Annotated in this window: 16 protein-coding genes and 1 pseudogene; 9 read left to right on the forward strand and 8 right to left on the reverse strand. The window is 66.8% G+C overall.

The features are described 5' to 3' along the window. The first annotated feature begins 20 nt into the window (after nucleotides 1-20). The 3 genes and pseudogenes from ACSHWB_RS45720 to ACSHWB_RS45730 all read left to right on the forward strand — a co-directional run. Complete coding sequence (locus tag ACSHWB_RS45720; RefSeq protein WP_439659595.1) at nucleotides 21-410, forward strand: helix-turn-helix domain-containing protein; 390 nt, start codon at nucleotides 21-23, stop codon at nucleotides 408-410. 227 nt (nucleotides 411-637) lie between these two features. Continuing rightward, a complete protein-coding gene (locus ACSHWB_RS45725; RefSeq protein ID WP_360033775.1) occupies nucleotides 638-1,876 on the forward strand; it encodes a tyrosine-type recombinase/integrase in 1,239 nt (412 codons plus the stop codon). Nucleotides 1,877-2,032: 156 nt separating this feature from the next. Beyond that, nucleotides 2,033-2,350: pseudogene (locus ACSHWB_RS45730) on the forward strand (lysine 2,3-aminomutase); the annotation flags it as partial. A gap of 123 nt (nucleotides 2,351-2,473) precedes the next feature. Here the strand turns inward: ACSHWB_RS45730 and ACSHWB_RS45735 are convergent. Next, nucleotides 2,474-2,818: an STAS domain-containing protein gene (locus tag ACSHWB_RS45735; RefSeq protein ID WP_439659596.1), complete on the reverse strand. Its 345-nt coding sequence runs from the start codon at nucleotides 2,816-2,818 to the stop codon at nucleotides 2,474-2,476. 273 nt (nucleotides 2,819-3,091) lie between these two features. On the opposite strand from ACSHWB_RS45735, the gene ACSHWB_RS45740 reads away from it, so the two are divergent. The 3 genes from ACSHWB_RS45740 (at nucleotide 3,092) to ACSHWB_RS45750 (ending at nucleotide 5,580) form a co-directional block, all read left to right on the forward strand. Next, nucleotides 3,092-3,670 (forward strand): hypothetical protein, encoded by a 579-nt coding sequence (locus ACSHWB_RS45740; RefSeq protein ID WP_439659597.1) that lies wholly within the window; start codon nucleotides 3,092-3,094, stop codon nucleotides 3,668-3,670. Nucleotides 3,671-3,681: 11 nt separating this feature from the next. Next, nucleotides 3,682-5,046 (forward strand): DUF2867 domain-containing protein, encoded by a 1,365-nt coding sequence (locus ACSHWB_RS45745; protein WP_439659598.1) that lies wholly within the window; start codon nucleotides 3,682-3,684, stop codon nucleotides 5,044-5,046. A 147-nt stretch (nucleotides 5,047-5,193) separates the two neighbouring features. Continuing rightward, nucleotides 5,194-5,580, forward strand: a complete 387-nt coding sequence (locus ACSHWB_RS45750) for a hypothetical protein (RefSeq protein WP_439659599.1) — start codon at nucleotides 5,194-5,196, stop codon at nucleotides 5,578-5,580. 177 nt (nucleotides 5,581-5,757) lie between these two features. On the opposite strand, the gene ACSHWB_RS45755 is transcribed toward ACSHWB_RS45750, so the two are convergent. Beyond that, nucleotides 5,758-6,513, reverse strand: a complete 756-nt coding sequence (locus ACSHWB_RS45755; protein WP_439659600.1) for a class I SAM-dependent methyltransferase — start codon at nucleotides 6,511-6,513, stop codon at nucleotides 5,758-5,760. Nucleotides 6,514-6,771: 258 nt separating this feature from the next. After that, the gene (locus ACSHWB_RS45760; RefSeq protein ID WP_439659601.1) at nucleotides 6,772-9,765 is read right to left on the reverse strand and encodes a substrate-binding domain-containing protein; all 2,994 of its coding nucleotides are present in this window, start codon (nucleotides 9,763-9,765) and stop codon (nucleotides 6,772-6,774) included. Nucleotides 9,766-10,025: 260 nt separating this feature from the next. Here ACSHWB_RS45760 and ACSHWB_RS45765 point away from each other — a divergent pair, with 260 nt between their 5' ends. Both ACSHWB_RS45765 and ACSHWB_RS45770 read left to right on the forward strand, forming a co-directional pair. Further along, nucleotides 10,026-10,796 carry an AraC family transcriptional regulator gene (locus ACSHWB_RS45765; protein ID WP_439659602.1) on the forward strand — a complete coding sequence of 257 codons (771 nt, stop codon included), beginning with the start codon at nucleotides 10,026-10,028 and terminating at the stop codon, nucleotides 10,794-10,796. A 79-nt stretch (nucleotides 10,797-10,875) separates the two neighbouring features. After that, the gene (locus ACSHWB_RS45770) at nucleotides 10,876-12,027 is read left to right on the forward strand and encodes a 4-hydroxybenzoate 3-monooxygenase (RefSeq protein WP_439659603.1); all 1,152 of its coding nucleotides are present in this window, start codon (nucleotides 10,876-10,878) and stop codon (nucleotides 12,025-12,027) included. A gap of 294 nt (nucleotides 12,028-12,321) precedes the next feature. Here the strand turns inward: ACSHWB_RS45770 and ACSHWB_RS45775 are convergent, their stop codons facing one another. Together ACSHWB_RS45775 and ACSHWB_RS45780 are read right to left on the reverse strand one after the other, a co-directional pair. After that, nucleotides 12,322-13,587: a glycoside hydrolase family 30 beta sandwich domain-containing protein gene (locus tag ACSHWB_RS45775; RefSeq protein ID WP_439659604.1), complete on the reverse strand. Its 1,266-nt coding sequence runs from the start codon at nucleotides 13,585-13,587 to the stop codon at nucleotides 12,322-12,324. Nucleotides 13,588-14,245: 658 nt separating this feature from the next. Next, on the reverse strand, nucleotides 14,246-15,172 hold the full coding sequence (locus tag ACSHWB_RS45780; protein ID WP_439659605.1) for a LysR family transcriptional regulator: 927 nt from the start codon (nucleotides 15,170-15,172) through the stop codon (nucleotides 14,246-14,248). An 84-nt stretch (nucleotides 15,173-15,256) separates the two neighbouring features. Between ACSHWB_RS45780 and ACSHWB_RS45785 the strand changes: the two genes are divergently transcribed. Further along, nucleotides 15,257-16,000 (forward strand): siderophore-interacting protein, encoded by a 744-nt coding sequence (locus ACSHWB_RS45785; RefSeq protein ID WP_439659606.1) that lies wholly within the window; start codon nucleotides 15,257-15,259, stop codon nucleotides 15,998-16,000. A 90-nt stretch (nucleotides 16,001-16,090) separates the two neighbouring features. Here the strand turns inward: ACSHWB_RS45785 and ACSHWB_RS45790 are convergent, their stop codons facing one another. The 3 genes from ACSHWB_RS45790 to ACSHWB_RS45800 form a co-directional block, all read right to left on the reverse strand. Beyond that, nucleotides 16,091-16,870, reverse strand: coding sequence for a transposase family protein (locus ACSHWB_RS45790; protein WP_439656174.1), 780 nt, complete (start codon nucleotides 16,868-16,870; stop codon nucleotides 16,091-16,093). 335 nt (nucleotides 16,871-17,205) lie between these two features. Beyond that, on the reverse strand, nucleotides 17,206-18,873 hold the full coding sequence (locus tag ACSHWB_RS45795) for a DUF885 domain-containing protein (RefSeq protein WP_439659607.1): 1,668 nt from the start codon (nucleotides 18,871-18,873) through the stop codon (nucleotides 17,206-17,208). Continuing rightward, nucleotides 18,873-19,904, reverse strand: coding sequence for an LLM class flavin-dependent oxidoreductase (locus ACSHWB_RS45800; protein ID WP_439659608.1), 1,032 nt, complete (start codon nucleotides 19,902-19,904; stop codon nucleotides 18,873-18,875). The genes ACSHWB_RS45795 and ACSHWB_RS45800 overlap by 1 nt, the downstream gene beginning before the upstream one ends. Between the last annotated feature and the right edge of the window lie 4 nt (nucleotides 19,905-19,908).

Consider the following 19,908-nt stretch of genomic DNA (forward strand, 5'->3'; position numbering starts at 1 on the left):
CCAGAATGGGAGGGGTTCACATGCTCGATCACCCACGGGAGGGCCAGGTGCCACGACGCAGCGGCGACCAACCGCCCGCCGTCTACGTGATCGAAGGGACGTTCCCTGATGTCAGGCTCCGCGACGACGCTCCCGTCAGTGCACATTTCGCTGTTGCGTTCGCCAAGGCACTGAAAGCCGCGGTGGAGGCGAGCACCGGAAGCCTGCGATCGATCGCCAAGGATGCCGGCGTGACACACCCAACCGTGACGAGGATCCTGGACGGGCAGACGTTGCCCGATCTGCGGTCGATATCCGGCCTGGAAGTCGCACTGCGCACGAGCCTCTATCCCGCCGAGCTGCATCGGCAGTTCTCGGAGACGCATTCAGGTGCGGACGAGGCTTCAGGCGAAGCCGACCAGAGTCACTGACCTGACCGCAACACTTGGCGGTAACTGTCAGGTATTCGTGCGCCACCGGTTTCATACACCGCTGCATTCAACAGCGATTTCGCAATTAAAGCAGCGTTGAGCGCACCTTAAATTGCCAGCAAGCCACGCTGGCGTTCTCCTTGGGCAAAAATGGCCAACAGGCGACCACTCCCCTGTCGCCAGGCTGCGCGCCCACCGTTCAAGAAGCTCGACTTGCAGAAGGCATCATGGCGTACATCGACGATCGTTGGTGGCAAGAGAAGAAGGATCCGGTCACCAAAGAAGTCATCCGGGACGCGAAAGGCCGTCCCATACTGGAAAAGAGTTCACGCTACGGCAAAGGTGACCGCTACCGCGTGCGCTGGAAGCTTCCCGGAGGCAAGGAGGACAACAAGAGCTTCCCCGACAAGCAACACAAGGAAGCCAAGGCGTTCAAGACCCAGATCGAAAACTCTCTGAGGACCAAGAGCTACGTCTCGCCCAAAGCCGGAGACATGAAGGTCCGCGAGTACGCGGAGAGCTACAAGAACGGCAGGTCACCTGACGAACGCAGCCGAGCTTCGCTCGACAGCCTGTTCGCCTGCCAGGTCTACCCGTTCATGGGCGACATGTCACTGAACGAGGTCGCGCTTGACGGGACCGTGATCAGGAACTGGCTGGCCTGGATGAACAACGTCTCCGGGATCGCGGTGAACTACCAGTACCAGGTCTGGATCAACCTGTCCGCGATGCTGGACGCAGCGGTCGTGGACGAAAAGATCCATCGAAACCCGTGCAAGCTCGGCACCATCTCAGCACCCAAACCGGTGCAGAAACTGATCACGCCTTGGACGGACGAGAAGCTCCAAGGGATCCACGAGTCCCTTCCGCCTGAACATCAGGTGGTGGTGCCAATCGGCGGCGGGCTAGGGCTCCGACAGGGCGAGATTCTTGCTTTCAACAGGGAGGACATCAACCGCAAGGACATGACCTATCACTGCAGACTGCAGGTTACTTACATCAACGGGAAGCTGAAGTTCAAGCTCCCGAAAGGCCACAAGACCCGCATCGTTCCAATCTCGGGCGGAACGCTGCACCACATCGACTATCATTGCGAGCTTTATCCGTCAGTGGAAGTCACACTTCCCTGGGGAGAGAACGACAGCAAGGAGACCCACACCGCCAACCTCATCCTGCCGTACCGCGGCGTGACCGCGTGGCGCGGATCGATGTTTCTCAACCAGATCTGGAAGCCAACCTTCTCAATCGCCGGAATCCCCTACATCAAAGGCGACGACGGGATGCACGCCCTGAGGCACCTGTACGCGTCGCACATGCTCGCCTCGAACGTCAGCATCAAGGAACTGTCGGTGTTCCTCGGCCACTCAAGCGAGGCCTTCACTCTGAAGACCTACGCTCATCTCATGCCGTCGAGCTACGGACGAGCCAGGCTGGCCGCAGATACACTGTTCGCACCGCCTGCTTGAGGAACCGGTCTCAGGACCTCCTCGCGGGCGCGAGATCTCGAATTCGCGATCTCGACCTCTCGACCAGGGGCCCCAGAGGGGCCCCATGATCATCAACTAGCGCCAAGCACTCATAAACAGCCAGGTCAGACCGCCCATCCGGCGTGCCGCCGAATCATGTGCGACATGATCCCCAACGCGGAGCACTGGAGGGTGTCGGTCGCGGAGGCCCAGGAGCTCCAGCACTCGATCATGGGTTACCTGCCTGGGTACGCGACTCCGCGGATCGTGTGCGACGTGCCGTACGTGGGCAAGCGGTGGGTGCACCAGCTCGCTGAGTACGACCGCGAACTGGGCATTTCCTACTGGACGAAGAACTACCGCACCGGGATCGAGCTCGAAGACCCGGAGGCGTTGGACCGCCGTTACCCGTACTACGACCCGATCTCGACTTTGGGCGAGGCCGGCAAGAAGTGGTGGACCGACCAGGCCTGACGGGTCACGATGGGGCCGTTTTCGGAGCACCTTCCGAGGGCGGCCCCATCAGCATGTTTTACCTGGTCAGCACCCATAGCGCTCCATCGTGAGCCGCACAGACAGCGCGGAGGCTGACTGCTGCTAGCCGGGCTTGCGTTCCTCCTGGATCGACTTCACGGCCTCTTCCACCGACTGAGCCACCGGGAGCACCTGGGTCAGGGCGCTGGCCATCAGGGGACGCGCAGCTGCCACAGCCGTGGCCACGATGGCGAACCCCACCTTCGCGCGCTGTGCCCGCGCGTACAGCTCCAGCAGCATCGACAGCGCGGACGAGCCCATGAAGTCCACGGTCAGCTCCACCACCAGGCCGTCGGGCTGTTTGGCCAGGTGCTCGAACAGGGCCGTTCCCACCTTGTCCACGCTGATCATGTCGAGCTCGCCGCTGACGGCGACGACAAGCACGCCGTCATGGTCGCTGGTCTGCATGTCGGCCACCGACGTTGTGTCACCCGAAGTCACTGAAACGCCTCACTGGAGATCCCCCGACTGTTGTCCTCTGACCGATGTTGCGAGCCGCGGCTTGCCGCCGCGTTCACGCAGCGACGCGCACAACACCGGGTTGTCATGAACCCGCAGGTCATGGGCAACCAGGGCGATCGGCGTCGTCACCGATGAGAGATACCCAGTCACCCCGCCCGGCAATCGCACCATCATCCGTTCGTGAACAGGTGATTGTGATCACCTGAAAGCGGGCACGTCATGCACGTGACGACCGACCACGAAGACCTGCTGCACGCGCACTTGAGCCGCGAGGCGCAGGAGTTACTCGACCCGCACCACCACCGTGCGAGCATTCATCTCGGCGACCGGCTCGTCGTCGACCCCGATCAGGTGCTCGCGAACGTCGCGATGGCGATGGAGCGCCTGGACCTCGACATCAACACGCCGGTGAGCATCGAGGACGACGTCGCGACTCTCGATGAGCTGGTCGCACTGGTCGGCCACTTCGACCAGGGGCCGGCACTCATCGCGCACACGCTCAACACCGCGGCGCGCGTCATCAAGTCCCGCTATCCCTCCGAGCTCGTCCGCCACCCGCTGCCGCCCGACTGCGACCTGCGCCGGCTGTTCCACGCGGACGTCGACGAACGCAGCCAGAACGTCGCCCGATCAGCGTTCAACCAGAGGTTGGCGCAGGATGTGGACGTGCGGGAAACGGAGATCGCGGTGGAGCTGGACTGGCTCTCCGCGCAGCAGCGGATCGAGGTCTTCATGGCGGTGTTCTTCCTGTACGGGACAAAAGTCGGAGCGTTGCAGAACCGGACAGGCCTGCGATGAGGTGCCTCGTCATGGGCGCGACCGGGCACCTCGGGTCGCGCCTCGTGCCGGAGCTCCTCACATGCGATCACGAAGTCGCTGTGCTCGTGCGCGACCGCATGGACACGGCACGGTTTCCCACCAACGTGCTGGTGCACGTCGGTGACGCAACGGACCCGGACGCGGTTCGAAAAGCGTTGGCCGGCAACGACCTCGTGTACTTCCTCGTGCACTCGTTGGACCAGCCGGACTTCGCCGACATCGACCGCGAGGCCGCCGCCGTGCTGACGGCAGCGGCGGCGGACGAGGCAGTCCGGCAGATCGTCTACGTCGGCGGCCCGCGCCCCGACTCCTCCGCACTGTCCGCGCACCTCGCCTCACGGGCCGAGGTCGGTGATCTCCTGGCCGCGGGACCGGTGCCCGCACTCGTGCTGCAGGCATCGATGATCATCGGTGCCGGTTCGGCGAGCTTCGAGCTGCTGCGGTCGACCGCGCGGCTCACTCCGTGGGTGCCGGTTCCGTCGTGGATGCACAACTCCAGCAGGCCGGTCGCGATCGCCGACGTCCTGCACTTCCTGACGGCCGCCGCGAGCCTCCCCGAACCGGTCGACGGCGTGTTCGACGTACCCGGACCGGAACGGCTCACCTACCTGGAGCTGGTGCAAAGATGCGCACGGGTGCTGCGGCTCCCGGTCCGCATCCCGGTGCCGGCACCGTTGTGGTCGCACAAGCTCGCCGCGCAGTTCGCCGGAATGGTGACGCCGGTGCCTGCCGCGGTCGCGGAGCCGTTGTTCGCGTCGCTGAACCACGACCTCATCGCGGACGGTCCACCCGCCGCGGACGTGATTCCCGCACCGCCCGGCGGCATGACCAGTGTCGACAACGCCATCCGCGCCGCCGTCACATCGGAGGCAGAAAAGACCGACGGTGAGGTGTTCACCGAGGAACGCACGGTACTGACCGACGCATCACCAGAGGACGTGTGGCGCACGGTGAACACGCTGGGCGGCAAGAACGGCTGGTACACCGTCCCTCTCGTGTGGACGGTCCGCGGCATGGTCGACCACCTGTTCGGCGGCATCGGGCTGTACCGCGGCCGGGCACCCGAGATCGCGGAGGGGGACGTGGTCGACTTCTGTACCGTCGTGCATCGCGACGACGAGACGAAGCAGCTGGTGCTGAGGGCCGACATGAAGATGCCCGGGCACACCCTCCTCGACATGCGCGTCGACCGAAAGGATGGCCGCACGCGCTATCGCCAGAAGGTCACGTTCACCGCCGACCGACTGCTTGGGCAGCTGTACTGGATGACCCAAAAGCCCTTGCACGACATTGTGTTCGCAACCATGGCGCGCGGAATCGTCAGAAAGGCTTCGGCGGCGCACCAGGGCCGGTGATCCTCTTGACGTGGTCTTCGTCTGTTGACCGGGCAGATGAGCGGTACGTCGTGTCCCCGTTGACATCGCGGCGGGCGCACCATCCTGTCGCGCTCTCACCACGGAACACCCATGCCATTCCCATCATCGACCACACAGTGCGGAGCCATGACAACATCGAGTTGGGGCCACCGAGTCACCTGGCCCTACGAGGCAGCCATCTCCGTCGCAGCACCGCGTCACCAACAGACCAACGGCAACCCGAATCCCGCGTGGACAGAAGTCGTGGTCACCGTCACCAACGGCAACAGCCCTGCTTACAGAGCCAGCACCTTGCGCGTCGAGGCGTACACGAACGACCGAACCATCAAGCCCATCGTGCCGGATGTCGCAGGAATCCCTTTACAGGACAAGACAATCGAACCCAACGAAACCTTCAGCTTCTCCCTGATCTTCGCCACGCGCACCCTCGGCAGGGACCTGACACTTCGCTGGAGCAGCAGCGACGACCGCGTACGCCCGATCACCACCTTCAATGGTGACGTGGCCCCCTGACGAATCGCGCCAATCGACGATCGCATCCTGCTCTCCAAACCCGTTGGCAAGTACAGGTTCCACGGCTCGCGGGACTTCCCGACACGGAGAAGCGGGCGACAGCGTGGTCCGCGACTGTGCAGCGGCTCGGCGACCCTGCCGAGTGGAATTGTGCGACGGTCACTGTGAGCCCGTTGTCTACACCTTGCTCGCCACCACCATGTAGTTCTCGGCCTCAGGGTTGAACGTGCTCGTTTCGATCCGAAGTCCGACCCGGTGCAGCTCGGCCTCGAGTTCGTCGTACCGGTAGGGCCAGCACGACAGCAGTTCCGAGCGGACAAGAACCGACCCAGTCGCATCGACTTGCGCGACCGCGATCTCGATGTGGTGCTCCTCCTCCCACAGCGGTGCAATCTCCCAGCGGTAGACCACGACGGCATCGCGACCGTTCCGGCGGACGAGTCGGTTACTGATGTCCAGTCGGGAACCTTTGGCCCTCACGAGTTCCCACGTGCGGGAGGTGAGCACCAAGCGCCCGCCACTGCGCAGAAGCCGTGACATCGACTCCAGAGCAGCAACCCTGCCTCTCGCGCCGGCGGCGTGGTGCAGCGAGTTGCCAACGCAGAACACCATGTCGAACGTGTTGTCCTGGAAATGGTCGGGCAACTCTTCCCAGGCTGCCCGCACTGTCCGGACAGACGCCCCGAACTCCTCAGACAACTCCGCGGTCCGGCGCACCATCGCTTCGCTGGCGTCAGTTGCGACGACCTGGATGCCAAGACCGGCGAGGCCGACCGCCAACTGTCCGGTCCCGCACGAAGAATCGAGGACGTGAGCGTTCGACGGCAGAAGACTGAGGACATCATCGAACGACGCAGCGAACTCGGCAGGAGCCAGCTTCGCATCGGAGATGAGCCACTCGTACACCTCGGCGAGCGCGTCGTAACCCGTCACAACTACTACCTCCGTCACGCGGCAGCCTCGCGGTGGCACATCAGTACATCAGCCGGGCAAGTCGGTTCACCAATGGTTTCGCCGTACGGGAGTTGACCGAGTGGCGACTGCTCTGGAAGCAGAAGTCCGCGTTGATCTCGTGCGGAGTGCCGCTGCTGGCCGTCCAGCGGACGCTTCCGCTTCGACCCGCCGGTCCGCTCACGCGCGGACGGGCCCGTGGTGCGATGGTCACCGCGCACGAGTGGTCCGGGCAGGTGCTCAGCCTGCCGGATCGAGCAGGGACCGCACCCGGCCGAGCAACTCGGCCTCGGCGTAGGGCTTGGCGAGCAGAACGGCCGGTTCGTCCAGCTTCTCCTCAGCCGGGTAACCGGACATGTACAAGGCCGCTAGCCGGGGCTGGACTCGTCGCAGCTCGGTCACCAGTTCGAGGCCCCCCATCCTGGGCATCACGATGTCTGTGACGACGAGGTCGATGTCCTTCTCGCAGTCGTCGAACAGGCCGAGCGCCTGGAGCCCGTTGCGCGCCTCGATCACCACGTACCCGGAGCGTTCGAGGACGCGACGGGTGAGGGTGCGCACCTGGTCGTCGTCCTCGACCAGCAGGATGGTCCCCGAGCCGTGGCGCGGTACGGGCAGATATGGTGCCTGTCCGGCAAACGGCGTCGTGGAGGTCTGCGCGCGGGGCAGGTAGACGGAGACCGTCGTCCCCCTGCGGGGTGAGCTGTACAGGTCGATCTGGCCACCGCTCTGTTGCACGATGCCGAACACGGTGGCCAGACCCAGACCGGTGCCTTTGCCCACAGGCTTCGTGGTGAAGTACGGCTCGAAGATCTGTGCCTGCACCGACTCGTCCATACCCGTGCCGGTGTCGCGGACGCGGAGCACCACGTAGTCGCCGGGCCGCACGCCGACGATGCGTCCGGGGTGGCAGGCGTCGAGGTGGGTGTCGTCGGTCTCGATGCTGAGCACGCCGCCGTCGGGCATCGCGTCGCGGGCGTTCGCGGCGAGGTTGAACAGGATCTGCTCGACCTGTCCGGCGTCGGCCCACACCGGCGACACGTGCGCCGGCAGGTTCAGGGTCAGTTCCACGTCCTCGCCGACCAGGGTCGTCAGCATGGTCCGCACCTTGGTGATCGTCTTGCCGAGATCGATCCGAGCGGGGTGCAGGACCTGCTGCCGGGTGAACGCGAGCAGCTGGCGGGTCAGGTTCGCGGCACGTTCGCCCGCGTGCTGGATGTCCTCGATCTCCGGACGCCGTGGGTCGTCCGGCGCGGTACGTCGCAACAGCATCTCGCTGTTGCCGTTGACCACGGTGAGGATGTTGTTGAAGTCGTGCGCGATACCACCGGTGAGCCGGCCGATGGCCTCCATCTTCTGCGTTTGCCGCAGTTGTGTCTCCAGCCGCTCGCGCTCGGCGATCTCGTCGACCAGTGCCGCGGTGCGCTCCCGCACCCGGTCCTCCAGTTCGGCGTGGGCGAGTTCCAGTGACCTGCGCGCCTGTTCGGCCTCGGCGAGTGCCTGCCGTTCCCGCTCGAGCATCCTGATGCCGCGCAACGCGCTGCCGAGCTGCTGCTGGATCGCCTCGTAGACCCAGCCCGGCATCGAACCCACCTCGAACAGCACGAACCCCAGCTGCTCCTCGATCCCGAACAGGGCAGCCACCACGAAGCTTCCCGGCGCCGGCCGGTCGATCCGATGGGGAGTGAGCATCGAGGACCGGAACGTCAGCGCCGCGCGTTCGGGACGGAGCTCGCGCTTCTCGTACGACACCAGCGGACTTGCCCACTCGTGGTCCGGCTCGAACGTCATCACGTGGCAGCCGGGGATTCCCAGTCTGGGCAGCTCCTGCACCAGTGCTTCGGTGAGCTCGGCTGCGTTGCGCGAGACGATCAGTCGCTGACCGGCTTCGCGCACCGTCTGGTCCTGCCGTTCGTGCAGGAGGTACTCGAACGTTCTCTCCCGCTCGACCACGTCGGCCACCATCAGCTGCACCCGCAGCCACAGGTCCTCGATCGCCGCCTGGTCGGTGCCGCGTTCGAGGGCGAAACGACGCAGGTAGAACAAAGGCGCCCACCACGACTGCGCCGTGCATCCGGCGCGTGCGCTGTCGCGCAGGTACTCCGCGAGCTCTCCGAGGAAGCGACCGCCACTGCCCCCTGGCAGGCCCGCGTCCAGGAACAGGCCGATCAGCCGCTCGGCCCAGCGCTCGGGCAGGACGGCCGACCTCGGGCCGAGGCTCTGGCGCAGGTTCGCGGCGACCGCCTCGGTGGTGCCGTGTTCCGGCACCGCGAGTTCCCCGTGCGCGGGAGCGGAGACGCCGTTGCCGGAGGGGATGCAGCCGCACGAACGGCGGACGACGAGCTCGGCGGGGATGACCTCCAGTGCGGGTGTGGGTTCACCGCGGATCAACGCGTGCGCGAGTTCGGCTGCCCGACGCCCCATCTCGTGGAACGGCGCGCGCACCGTGGTGAGCGCGGGTGTCCCCGCGTCGATGTTGACCCGGCGGTGCACGCTGCCCGTCGACGCCTGGGGTGAGACAGACTGGTAGCCGAGATCGTTCGAGCGGATGCAGGTGTGGTTGTCGTACCCCACGACCGCCACGTCCTCCGGCGTGCGCAGGCCCGCCTCCTGCACCGCAGTCACCGCACCCAGCGCGAACTCGTCGTTGGCCGCCGCGATGGCGTCCGGCGGTTCCGCGGCCTCGTCCAGCATCTTGGCCACCGAGTCCGCGGCGGCGGCGGGATCCCAGGACGGGGCCGGGGTGGTCACGAGCGCCGGCTCCAGCGGCAGGCCGTGCCGGGCGAGCGCGTCCAGATAGCCCTGGTAGCGGTCCTGGGCGCCGACGTGCGCGAGCGGACCGCGGACGAACCCGATCCGCCGATGCCCGTGCACCTCGATCAGGTGGCTGACCGCCTGGTCCATGCCGGCGCGGTTGTCCATCAGCACCGTCGGCCAGTCCGCCAGGTGCGCCTCGACGCTCACGATCGGGATCGGCGCGTAGCGGTCCACGAACTGCCGCATCGCGGCCTCGGTGATCTGCTGGCTGATGCGCGTCGTCCAGATGACGAGGGCGTCGATCCGGCCGGGTGCGATGAGGTCGTAGGCGGCGTTGGCTTGTCGCTTGTGGTGGTCGGGATGTGCCAGTTCGGTGCCGACGAAGCAGATCAGGTCGCATCCGAGGCTTGCCGCACCGTCGCTGACGCCCTGCCACTGCTCACCGGCGAGCTCGATGAGCGGGCCCGCGGTGATCATGCCGATGGTGGGTCGCGCTGTTCCGTCGTCTCCCACGAAACCCCCGATTGGTCACGCACCGTCATTGTGATCGCGACGGTTCCAAATGATACCCGCGGTATGCGGTTCCGGTAACACCCCACGCGTGGAATCGAGCCACCTTACAAGCCCATGAGCACATCCCAGATCGCCACTGACAGGCGGAAGAAGGCCGATGCGGATACCTCCCGCAAGACCTGCTGACGTCGTCGCTGCGGCAACCACCGGTAAACTCCCTCCTGATGCCCGAAACCCGCCATACCGCCTCGGTCGAGGTCACGACCAGCGGTGGCGGCTGGCTCGACCACGGCGTCCACATCGACCCCCACTCGCACGGCGACGGGCAACTGGTCTACGCCGCCTCGGGAGCGCTGGCCACGTCGACGGCGCGGGGAACCTGGGTGGCACCGGCGAACCGCGCCACCTGGACACCGCCGGGATTCGAGCACTCGCACCGCTTCTACGGCCGGACCGACGTGCGTCTCGTGATCGTTCCCGCGGCGTCGTGCGACGCGCTCGCGGGGCACCCCGGCGTTTTCGCGGTGAGCCCGTTGCTGCGGGAAGCGGTCCTGGCGCTGACCGACCGCCCCGAATCCCGCCCCGGCGCACACGCGCGACTGCTCGACGTCGTGATCGACGAACTGGTCGAGACACCCGAGCAGTCCCTGCACCTGCCCGAACCGAACGACCCCAGACTGCGCGCGGTGACCGCTCTCCTGCACGCCGATCCCGGCCGCACCACGACGTTGACCGGCCTCGGCCACCTGGTGGGCGCGAGCGAACGCACGCTCAGCCGTCTGTTCGACGCCGAGCTCGGGATGAGCTTTCACCGCTGGCGCACTGTCCTTCGCGTGCACCACGCCGTCATCCATCTCACGAACGGTGTCTCGGTCACCGACACGGCGATCACGTGCGGGTGGTCGAACCCGTCCAGCTTCATCGACGCGTTCAGCTCGGTGGTCGGTCAGACGCCGGGGCGCTACCAGGCCGACCTGCACCGCCACGACCACTAGGCCGAACTTGGCGGGTTTCCGCTATCCGCTGTCCTGATACCGGTGGAGCGCAGCGCGCAGACCCTCCACTGTGGAGGGCATGAACGAAGCAGACACGAACGTGGACGTCGTCATCGTGGGTGGCGGCGTCGCCGGCCTCGCGCTCGGGAACTTCTTGCGGCGCAGCGGGATCAGCTGCGTCATCCTGGAGAAGCACAGCCGCGGGCACGTCGAGCAGCGGCAACGCGCCGGATCCCTCGACGCCGGCGGCGTGCGCGTGTTCCAGCAGTGGGGCCTCGACGAGGTCTTCGCGGGCTCCCCCAGCTACTCCACGGGATCGCTCGACATGCTCATGCTGGTCGAAGGCGAGACGCGGCGCTGGAAGCACGGGGACGACGAGGACGAAGCGGTCTTCTGCCCCCAGCAGGTCCTCGTCGCGAACCTCACCGCGATCTTCCTGCGCGAAGGCGGCGATCTCCGCTACGAGGCAGCCGACGTCACCCTGGAGGACGTGACCGGCCGGCCTGTCGTCCGCTACCGGGACCCGTCCGGCGTCAGCAGGACGATCGGCTGCGAGTTCGTCGCCGGCGCGGACGGTTTCCGCGGCGTCAGCAGGAAGTCCATCCCCTCGGACGTCCTCACCCGCGACTCCCACGAGTTCGGCTACGCCTGGCTCAGCGTCCTCGCCGAGGTCGACGCGGATCCGGTGGCCGTGATGGCCGTGCACTCGCGCGGTTTCTCCGCACAGATCACCCGCGGCCCCGGCAAGAGCCGCGTCTACCTGCAGTGCCCGCTCAGCGACACCGTCGAGCAGTGGCCGGACGAACGGGTCTGGAGCGAACTCGCGCACCGGTTCGGGCGTCCGGTGAAGCAGGGCGCCATCACCACCAGGCAGATCGTCCCGTTGCGCGGCATGGTGTTCAGCCCCATGAGCTACGGCAGGCTCTACCTGCTGGGCGACGCCGCGCACATCATCTCCCCGATGAGCGCCGAAGGGATGAGCCTCGCACTGCACGACGCCGAAACCCTTGCCCGCGCGGTGATCCGCCACGTCGAAGGCGGCGACTCGCGCCTGCTCGACGAGTACTCGGACACCTGCCTGCGCCACGTCTGGGACCGCCAGCAGTCGGCCGTCTGGATGACCGACACCCTGCACGACTCAGGCGACAGCACCTACCGGGGCGAGTTCCGCAGGCAGATCGCCAGGGTCGCCCTCGAGACGGTGTTGCAGCCCGTCGCCACGGCGACCTGACCTGCTTCGGCGGGAGGGGTCCGTATCGTCCGGTGCGACTGGTCGAGCCGACGCTCGGTGGCAGGTGACGGCTCTGGCGACGGCCTCCTTTCTGGCCTCCTCACCTCGCATCCACCGTCGACGCACGTGCGTGCGTCGACGGTGATCGAGACGGCGGCGGTCAGGGTGGATCTGGTAGTCGGTGACGGTGCCGAAGTCGATGTTCACGGCTTCGGCCATCGCCCAGGCGTTGGACCAGGTGAAGACGTCGGCTCCGGCGAGCCGGTCGGAGCGGCTGCGGCCCGGTCGGCGGCGTCAGTTCAGGACGAACGTCCTGATGCTGCGGGCGGGCAGCTGGGCGTTGAACGTTCCGTTCGACATGGTGAAGTCGTTGTAGTGCGCGAGGGTCGCGCTCGCACTCGTCAACCAGGTCGAGATCGGCGCGGAACCGGTGTCCCGCACGGTGAACACGTGGTCCACCGGCGAGGTGTTCTTGTTGATCGCGACGATCACGATCCTGCCGCCGCTCTTGAACGCCGAGATGTAGACGTTCGACTGCGGGTTCGCCGTCGCGGTGATCCGCGAGTAGCCGGGGCGAACCCACTTCGAGAAGTGGGCCATGTTGGCACCACGTTTGCTGATCTGCCCGTCCTCGCGCATCGGACCGTAGGAGCGGCGGATGTACCACCACACGTACGTCTGGAACCGGCCGTCCACCAGCGCGCGGTGGACGTGCTCACCGACGTCGAGCGCCTGTGGCCACAGGTCGGCGGAGTCGCTGCTGTTGGGGTGGTAGACCTCGGTCATCCACAGTTCCTTGCCGCCGCCCTTCTGACGGAAGAGCGGGTAGGGGAAGTCCGAGGCCGGGGTGCCGTAGAGGTGCGCGCCGATGATGTCCACGTTCGCCAGCGCGACGGGATCGTTGAGGACGGGGTCGGAGAGGTTCTTGCGGTACTGGAAGGACTCGGGAGCGATGACCCTGGTGTTGATCGAGCCCGCGTTCTCGCGCAGGAACCGGACGATCTCGCCGGAGGTCCACGCGGTCCATTCCTGCGCGTAGTCCGGTTCGTTCTGGACCGATATTCCGTACAGGTTCACCCCGTTGTTCGCCATGAACGCGACGAAATCGTTCAGGTGCTGCGCATAGGCGGCGTAGGAGTTGTACCTCAGCCGCTTTCCTCCGGAAAAGGTCTCGGTCATCGAGGCGGGCGGGTTCCACGGCGAGGCGATGACCTTGGCGCCGAGCTCGGCCGCGCGCCGGGCCGTGGCGACCTCGCGGCTCCAGTTGGCCCGGTCCTCGTGGACGGGGATGCGCAGCACCGTGAACCCGAGCTGGCCCGCCCCGTTGCCGAACGCCGTCTCGCGCTGGGCTGTGGTGAGGTCGCTGATCCAGACGGTGTGGTTCATGCCGCCGAAGCCCAGGATCGTCTGCTGCACGTTCGACGGTTCGACGACCACGGACGTGGCCGCGGCGGCAGGTGTCCCCACCGCCAGCACCGGTAGCGCGGCGCCCGCCGCCAGCACCGTCCGCCGCCGCACGGGCGAACTCGCGGTCTCCGAGCGGTCTCGACGTGCTGTCATGGCGACTCCATCAGTTGATCTCCGCTCGGCGGCGGGACGACGGCCTCGAACGTGGACATTCCGGGAAAGGCTCGCGGTGTCCAGTCCTAACGGCAGTCGCTCTCGACGGTCAAGCCACCCGTCAATCGAATTCGTCGAATTACCGGGATTCGACGACTGCTGGTCGAAATGCCGTCGATCTGATCGGGCGTGATTGCGGCACGAAGTCAATTCGACTGTCTCCGCGCTGTGAGATCGTGTGACCGGCGCCGAGATCACCACGAACCTGTCCGCGAGGTGCGGGCGGCCGTGCGCATGCAGCGCGGGGGCTGGCGAGCAGATCACGCGCGAAGACCCGGTCCTCTGACGACCACCTCCCGCAAAGTCCTTTGTGGACTTTCCTCGGCACGGGAAGGTAGTCAGGCGCAGCGGTTCACCGTGAACCTCCAGATGCCCGAACCAACGGAGTACGGCTGTGCGTCACCACGTGCGGGGAGCTTGGTAGCACCGGCAGAGGCATGAACCCGCGCGCAGCACCGAACAAGGGGACGGACACGGCACCGCCAACGGAACCGCGCTGACTCCGTGGACCTGCAACGGTGGTGAGAACCAGCGCTGGACCTTGACTGCTCCTGCGCTGTGAGCCCGCACGCGAAGTGGCCTCCCCGCCGTCCGCCCTCTACGTCTGTGCCCGGTCGGCATCCGGTTGCAGCATCGGGCGGATCTCGTGGGCGCAGTCGACGAGCGTCCGCACCACGGGCAGGTCCGCGTCCCTCGACCGCCACGCGACCACGTCGGTCAGCCGGACGTCGAGGTCGTCGAGAGGGCGCCACACCATCGAGGTTAAAGGGGTGACCAGGGCGGCCGTCCTCCGCGCGAGGAACGTGACGCCGTCGCCGATCGCCACCAGCGCCAGGAGCGCCTCCAGGTCGGCGACCTCCGTGATCGCGCCGAGGTGGACGCCCTGTGCCTGGAAGGCGGCGACGATCTCGGTGCGCAGGCGGGGATCGCGCTCCCGCGGCTCGAGGACCACCCGCTCCCCCGTCAGATCTCCCAACCGGAGGTCCTCACGCGACGCGAGCGGGTGGCCGAGTGCGAGCAGCAGCCCGAGCCGGTCGCTCACCATCTCCATCGAGGACAACGCGTCGTCGACGGGCCGGTGTGTTCCGCAGGCGAAGGCGATCGTCCCGTCGCGAAGAGCGGCCCACTGCTCGGTGCTGCTCATCGCGACGAGTTCGAGACGCACTCGTGGAGCACGCCTGCGGAAAGCGGCCATGAGCGATGCCAGCGCGCCGGTGAACGAGGAGCCCTGCTCGAACCCGATGGCCACGGTGCCCTGGCGGCCCTGCGCGATGTCCCTGACCTCCTCGACAGCGGAGGCGACGCTCGTGAGCACGCCGCGAGCCCGTTCCGCGAAGACCCTTCCGGCGGCGGTGAGCCTGATCCCGCGGCCCGCGGGCTCGAAGAGCTCCACGTCCAGTTCCTCTTCGAGGTCCTTCATCTGACGGCTCAACGGGGACTGCGAAACGTGCAACCGCTCGGCGGCCCTGCGGAAGTTCTCCTCCTCGGCGACCGCCACGAAGTAGCGGAGGTGTCTCAGTTCCACGGGCCCGACCGTTGCCCCAGAGGTCTCATAAGAGCGCATTCTATGTCTTGGACAGATCAATCGGACCGCCATACCGTCGATTTCATGATCTCCACGAGCAAGAGCCGCCTCACGACGCTGCTCCTCGACCTCGCCACGCACGAGACCGAGGTCCACCACGTCGAGGAGGTCAGTCCCCACTTCCGGCTGGTCTCGATCACGGGCGACGGGCTGCGGAACGCGTCCTGGACGCCTGGCGACATCGTGCAGGTCATCGTCGTGGGTGCGGCATTGCTCGGTCCTTGGGAGATCCGCTCGTACACCCCGCTGGCACTTGATCCGGAGACGGGGACGGCCGAGATCCTCTGGTACGTCCACGGCGGTGGTCCCGGCTCCGACTGGGGTGCGTCCGCGACGGCGGGCACGTCCTGCCGCGTGGTGGGACCACGTCGCGCGGTGTCGCTCCTGAAACCGCGGCGGCCCCTGGTGTTCTTCGGTGACGAGACGTCGTTCAGCACCGCCATCGCGGCTCGCGCGACGCCATCGGGCTTCCAGGACGTGCGGTTCGTCTTCGAGGTGGACTCGGTCGAGGAGTCCCGCGCCGTTCTGGGGCGGTTCGGGCTGTCCGACGCCGTGGTCGTCGCCCGCGAACCCGGCGACGACCACCTGCACGCGGTCGAACGCGAGGTGGTGGGCGCCTACCGGTCCGCAGGCTCCGGGTTGCTGACCGGCAAGGCGTCGTCGATCCAACACCTCTACCGGGCCCTGCGCGCGGCCGGCGCACAGGGCCGCCAGGTCAACAACGTCCCGTACTGGGCCCCTGGGAAGAAGGGCCTCAAAGGCCACTAACCCTGTTGCCAGAAGTTGTGTTCATTACTCGCCCGAGCAGCCCTTCGCCTGGCCCTGATGGCATCTGCAAGTACCGAGCCTTTTCCATCTTCATGATCGGGTGCGTTGTTCGAGGGTGAGGATGGCGCGGGCGTAGTGGGTGACTCGGTGGGGGCTGGCGCGGACTCGGGTGAGGACGCGCCAGTTCTTGAGGGTGGCGATGCCGCGTTCGACGAGGCAGCGGATGGCGGAGTGTGCGCGGTTGGCGGCGCGTCTGCCTGGGGTGAACTCGTTTTTGTAGCGGCGGTAGGGCAGATGAACGCCCTCGCCGGCGCCGATGTAGCCGCGGTCGGCGACGAGGTGGAGCCCGGCGTCACGGCAGGTGTCGAGGATGCCGTGGGTGCGGGCGGCGGTCAGGTCGTAGACCGAGCCGGGGAGTCCGTCGGAGACCCAGGCGAGCCGGCCGTAGGGGTCGGTCAGGACCTGCACGGTGATGCCGTGGTGGCGGGTTTTGACGCTGTAGCAGGCTTTCAGGCGCTCACGGTCGCCGGCGCGGTCGATGCGGATGACGGTGCCGTCCAGTAGCGCGTAGTTGGAGAACGATCCGGCCAGCCGGGCGACCGCGTGTGTGAGGCTGGGTGCTCGTGCCGCGAGCAGGTCGGTGGTCTCGCGGATGTAGCGGTAGGCGGTGGCCAGGCCGATGCCGAACCCGGTGGCCAGGCGCTGGTAGGTGTCGCCGTTGCGTAAATGCGCCAGCACCAGCAGGGCCTGGCGGTTGCTGGGCAGGCGGCGCCAGCGGGACCCGATGCTGGTGCGGTGGCGGCGGATCAGGCGTGCGACGTAGTCCAGGGTGCGATTGGACAACGTGATCACGGACGGATAGAACAACACACGAAGCTCCTGGTCGGCATCGGTTGATCTTGGTCGTGATGCCAGTGCTACCAGGGGCTTCGCCATGTTCAAGGCCGTCGAGCTACACCGATCCGATCTTGTGACCAGCAAGATCAGGATGGAAAAGGCTCACCACCAACTCAACATCAACAGGCACCTTCCTACCACCAAAAGGCTTGCGGGGCCGGAGAGGGCACGGCGCCTGTTCGCCAGACGGCGAACAGGTTGGATGTGGTTGACGGCGATTCGATCAAGAGTTGGTGGTACTTGCAGACGCCTCGGCACCAACAGGGAACCGAGGTTTCGGACAAGACCTCTGGCCAGGTGCTTAGAGATCAGAGCTTGGCCAGCTGCACCCGCAGGGTGTCGAGGCCCATCGAGCCCATCTCCAGCGCCCGCATGTGGAACCGCTTCAGGTCGAACGCCGAGCCGTGCCGGGTGCGGGCGTCGGCGATCGCGTCGAGCCACATCCGTTCACCGAGCTTGTACGACGTCGCCTGCGCCGGCCAGCCGAGGTAGCGGTCCACCTGATCGCGGGACAGCGACTCGCGGACCGTGGTGCGGGTCAGGAAGAACTCGAGTGCGAGCGGCGGCGTCCACTTCGAGCCTTCGTGGAAGCCGGTGCCCCGCGGGATGTCGAGGCCCAGGTGCAGTCCGATGTCCAGGATCACCCGCGTGGCGCGGTACAGCTCGTCGGTGAGTGAACCGAAGACGTCGCCGTCCGACGACACGTAGCCCAGCTCGCGCATCAGCTTCTCGGCGTACAGCGCCCAGCCTTCTCCGTGGCCGTAGGAGAAGGCGAGGAGTCGCTGGTACTTGTTCAGCTTGCCCGCCTGGTGGACGGCGGTGCCCAGCTGGAGGTGATGGCCGGGGACGCCCTCGTGGTAGAGCGTGGAGATCTGGCGCCAGGTGTGGAACCTGGTCTGGTCGGCCGGTGCGCTCCACCACGTGCTGCCGGGCCTTGAGAAGTCGTCGGTGGGCGCGGCGTAGTACTGGCCGACCGAGCCGCCGGGCGGGGCCTGGCGCACCTCGAACCTCATGAGCTCGTCCGGGATGTCGAAGTGCACGCCGCGCAGGTCGCTCAGGGCCTGGTCGCTCAGCTTCTGCATCCACTCGCCGTACTGCTCGCGGCCCTCGACGAGGTAGCGCTGGTCGGCGTCGAGCACGACGGCAGCCTCGGCCAGCGAGGCGCCCGGCTTGATGCGGTCGGCCAGCGCGAGCATCTCCTTCTCCACGCGTCCGAACTCACCCCACGCCCAGTCGTACGCCTCGTGCACGTCGATGCGTGCGCCGAGGAACTGGCGTGACCACAAGGAATAGATGTCGGGGCCTACGCCGTCGCGGTCGGGCGCTTGTGGGGCGATCTCCTCGCGCAGCTGGGTTGCGAAGCCGGCGAACGCAGCGTTGGCCGCGGCGGCGTGGGTCTCCAGTTGCGCCTTGAGGCTTGGCGGGATGTCGTTGGCGCCGCGGACGAACTTCGTGAAGAACGACTCGGGGTCCGCGTTGCCCGCCCAGGTGTCGCACTGGACGGCGATCTTGGTGAGCTGGCGGCCGGACGTGGAGGTGCCGCGGCGCAGGGCACTTGTGAGGGAGGCGGCGAGACCTGTCAGCGTCTCGGGGACCTTCGCCATCCGGTTGGCGATCTTCTCCCAGTCGTCCGTGGTCTCCGACGACATCAGGTCGAACGCGATCCGGATGTCCTGGATCGGGCTGTTGATCGTGTTGACGCACGCCTCGTCGAGGCCGGCCTCGTGCATGTCGAGCTCGGTGCCGACCCGTTCCTGGAACACCTCCCTGGCCAGTTCCTCGCCCTCGTCGGCGGTGGGGGCGTGGGCCATCTCGCGCAACGTGCGGGCGCGCAGCTCGCCGCGGGCCTTGTAGCCGTCCGGTGAGAAGTCGGTCAGGTTCTCGTCGTGGCCGGGGATGCCGAGGTAGCTGCCGTTGATCGGGTCGAGTGCGGCGAACTCCTCGAGGTACCGGTCGGACAGCGCGTGGACGTTCATCAGGGCTTCCTCGCAAAAAGTCGGAGCTCGTTCAGGTGGTCCAGGCCGGCCAGGACCTGTTTGGTGTCGATGCCGAAGTCGATCAGGCAGGCGATCTCGTCGACGCCGATCGCGCGCGCCTTCTCCACCACCTTCAGCGCTTTCGGAACGGTGCCGAGCAGGCCGCCGTCGTCGTAGTAGCGGTCGAACGACCGTTGCACCAGGAAGTCCACTTCGGACTCCCGCAGCTTCGAAGGGTCGATCCGCTTGGCGCCGGGGAGCTGCGAGCCGAGCAGCAGGTTGATGGAGCTGCGCAGGTACGCCGACATCGGCTCGCGCACGATCTCGCGCACCTCGTCCTCGTCGTCGCCCAGGAACGCGTGCACCATCAGCACGACGTGGCCCGAGTCCCCTGCCTCCTCTCGGTACTGCGCGATCTTGTCCGCCAGGTCGTCGAGGTCCTGGCCGAGCAGGTGGGTGAGCAGGCCCGCCTTGATCCTGCCCGCGTTGCGGAACGTCTCCACGCCGCCGGCGCTGGTGACCCAGATCGGCAGCTCGCGCTGGACCGGCGGCGGGAAGATCCGCACCTCACTGGTCTTTCCCGCACCATCCACAAAGGACATGATCTCGCCGCGCCACAGAGCGCGGATCTGCTCGGCGTTCTCGATCACGACCTGGCGCCGGTTCTCGTAGTTCTCCGGGCGCAGCACGAAGTCCGTCGCGTGCCAGCCGGAGGCCAGCGAGATGCCGGCCCTGCCACCGGAGAGGTTGTCGACCACCGACCACTCCTCCGCGATCCGCAGCGGGTGGTGCAGCGGGGAGACCACGCTGCCCGCGCGGATGCCGACCCGTTCGGTCACGGCGGCGATCGCGGCGCCCGTCACGGCCGGGTTCGGGTAGATCCCGCCGAACGCGTGGAAGTGCCGTTCGGGGGTCCACACGGCCGTGAAGTCGTTGGCGTCGGCGAACTTCGCGCCCGACAGCAGCAGGTCGTACCGGTTCGCGTCGAGCGAGCAGTTGTCGTTGGCGAAGTAGAACAGGCTGAAGTCCATCGCG

Source organism: Lentzea sp. HUAS TT2, from assembly GCF_051853195.1.
GTDB lineage: Bacteria > Actinomycetota > Actinomycetes > Mycobacteriales > Pseudonocardiaceae > Lentzea.

Bases quoted from the DNA above. Each gene is read 5' to 3' on its own strand.
- ACSHWB_RS45740 (WP_439659597.1), top strand. From the start codon at position 3,092: ATGCACGTGACGACCGACCACGAAGACCTGCTGCACGCGCACTTGAGC.
- ACSHWB_RS45765 (WP_439659602.1), top strand. From the start codon at position 10,026: ATGCCCGAAACCCGCCATACCGCCTCGGTCGAGGTCACGACCAGCGGT.
- ACSHWB_RS45795 (WP_439659607.1), bottom strand. From the start codon at position 18,873: ATGAACGTCCACGCGCTGTCCGACCGGTACCTCGAGGAGTTCGCCGCA.
- ACSHWB_RS45785 (WP_439659606.1), top strand. From the start codon at position 15,257: ATGATCTCCACGAGCAAGAGCCGCCTCACGACGCTGCTCCTCGACCTC.
- ACSHWB_RS45775 (WP_439659604.1), bottom strand. From the start codon at position 13,587: ATGACAGCACGTCGAGACCGCTCGGAGACCGCGAGTTCGCCCGTGCGG.
- ACSHWB_RS45735 (WP_439659596.1), bottom strand. From the start codon at position 2,818: ATGCAGACCAGCGACCATGACGGCGTGCTTGTCGTCGCCGTCAGCGGC.
- ACSHWB_RS45725 (WP_360033775.1), top strand. From the start codon at position 638: ATGGCGTACATCGACGATCGTTGGTGGCAAGAGAAGAAGGATCCGGTC.
- ACSHWB_RS45800 (WP_439659608.1), bottom strand. From the start codon at position 19,904: ATGGACTTCAGCCTGTTCTACTTCGCCAACGACAACTGCTCGCTCGAC.
- ACSHWB_RS45770 (WP_439659603.1), top strand. From the start codon at position 10,876: ATGAACGAAGCAGACACGAACGTGGACGTCGTCATCGTGGGTGGCGGC.
- ACSHWB_RS45760 (WP_439659601.1), bottom strand. From the start codon at position 9,765: ATGATCACCGCGGGCCCGCTCATCGAGCTCGCCGGTGAGCAGTGGCAG.
- ACSHWB_RS45750 (WP_439659599.1), top strand. From the start codon at position 5,194: ATGACAACATCGAGTTGGGGCCACCGAGTCACCTGGCCCTACGAGGCA.
- ACSHWB_RS45745 (WP_439659598.1), top strand. From the start codon at position 3,682: ATGGGCGCGACCGGGCACCTCGGGTCGCGCCTCGTGCCGGAGCTCCTC.
- ACSHWB_RS45720 (WP_439659595.1), top strand. From the start codon at position 21: ATGCTCGATCACCCACGGGAGGGCCAGGTGCCACGACGCAGCGGCGAC.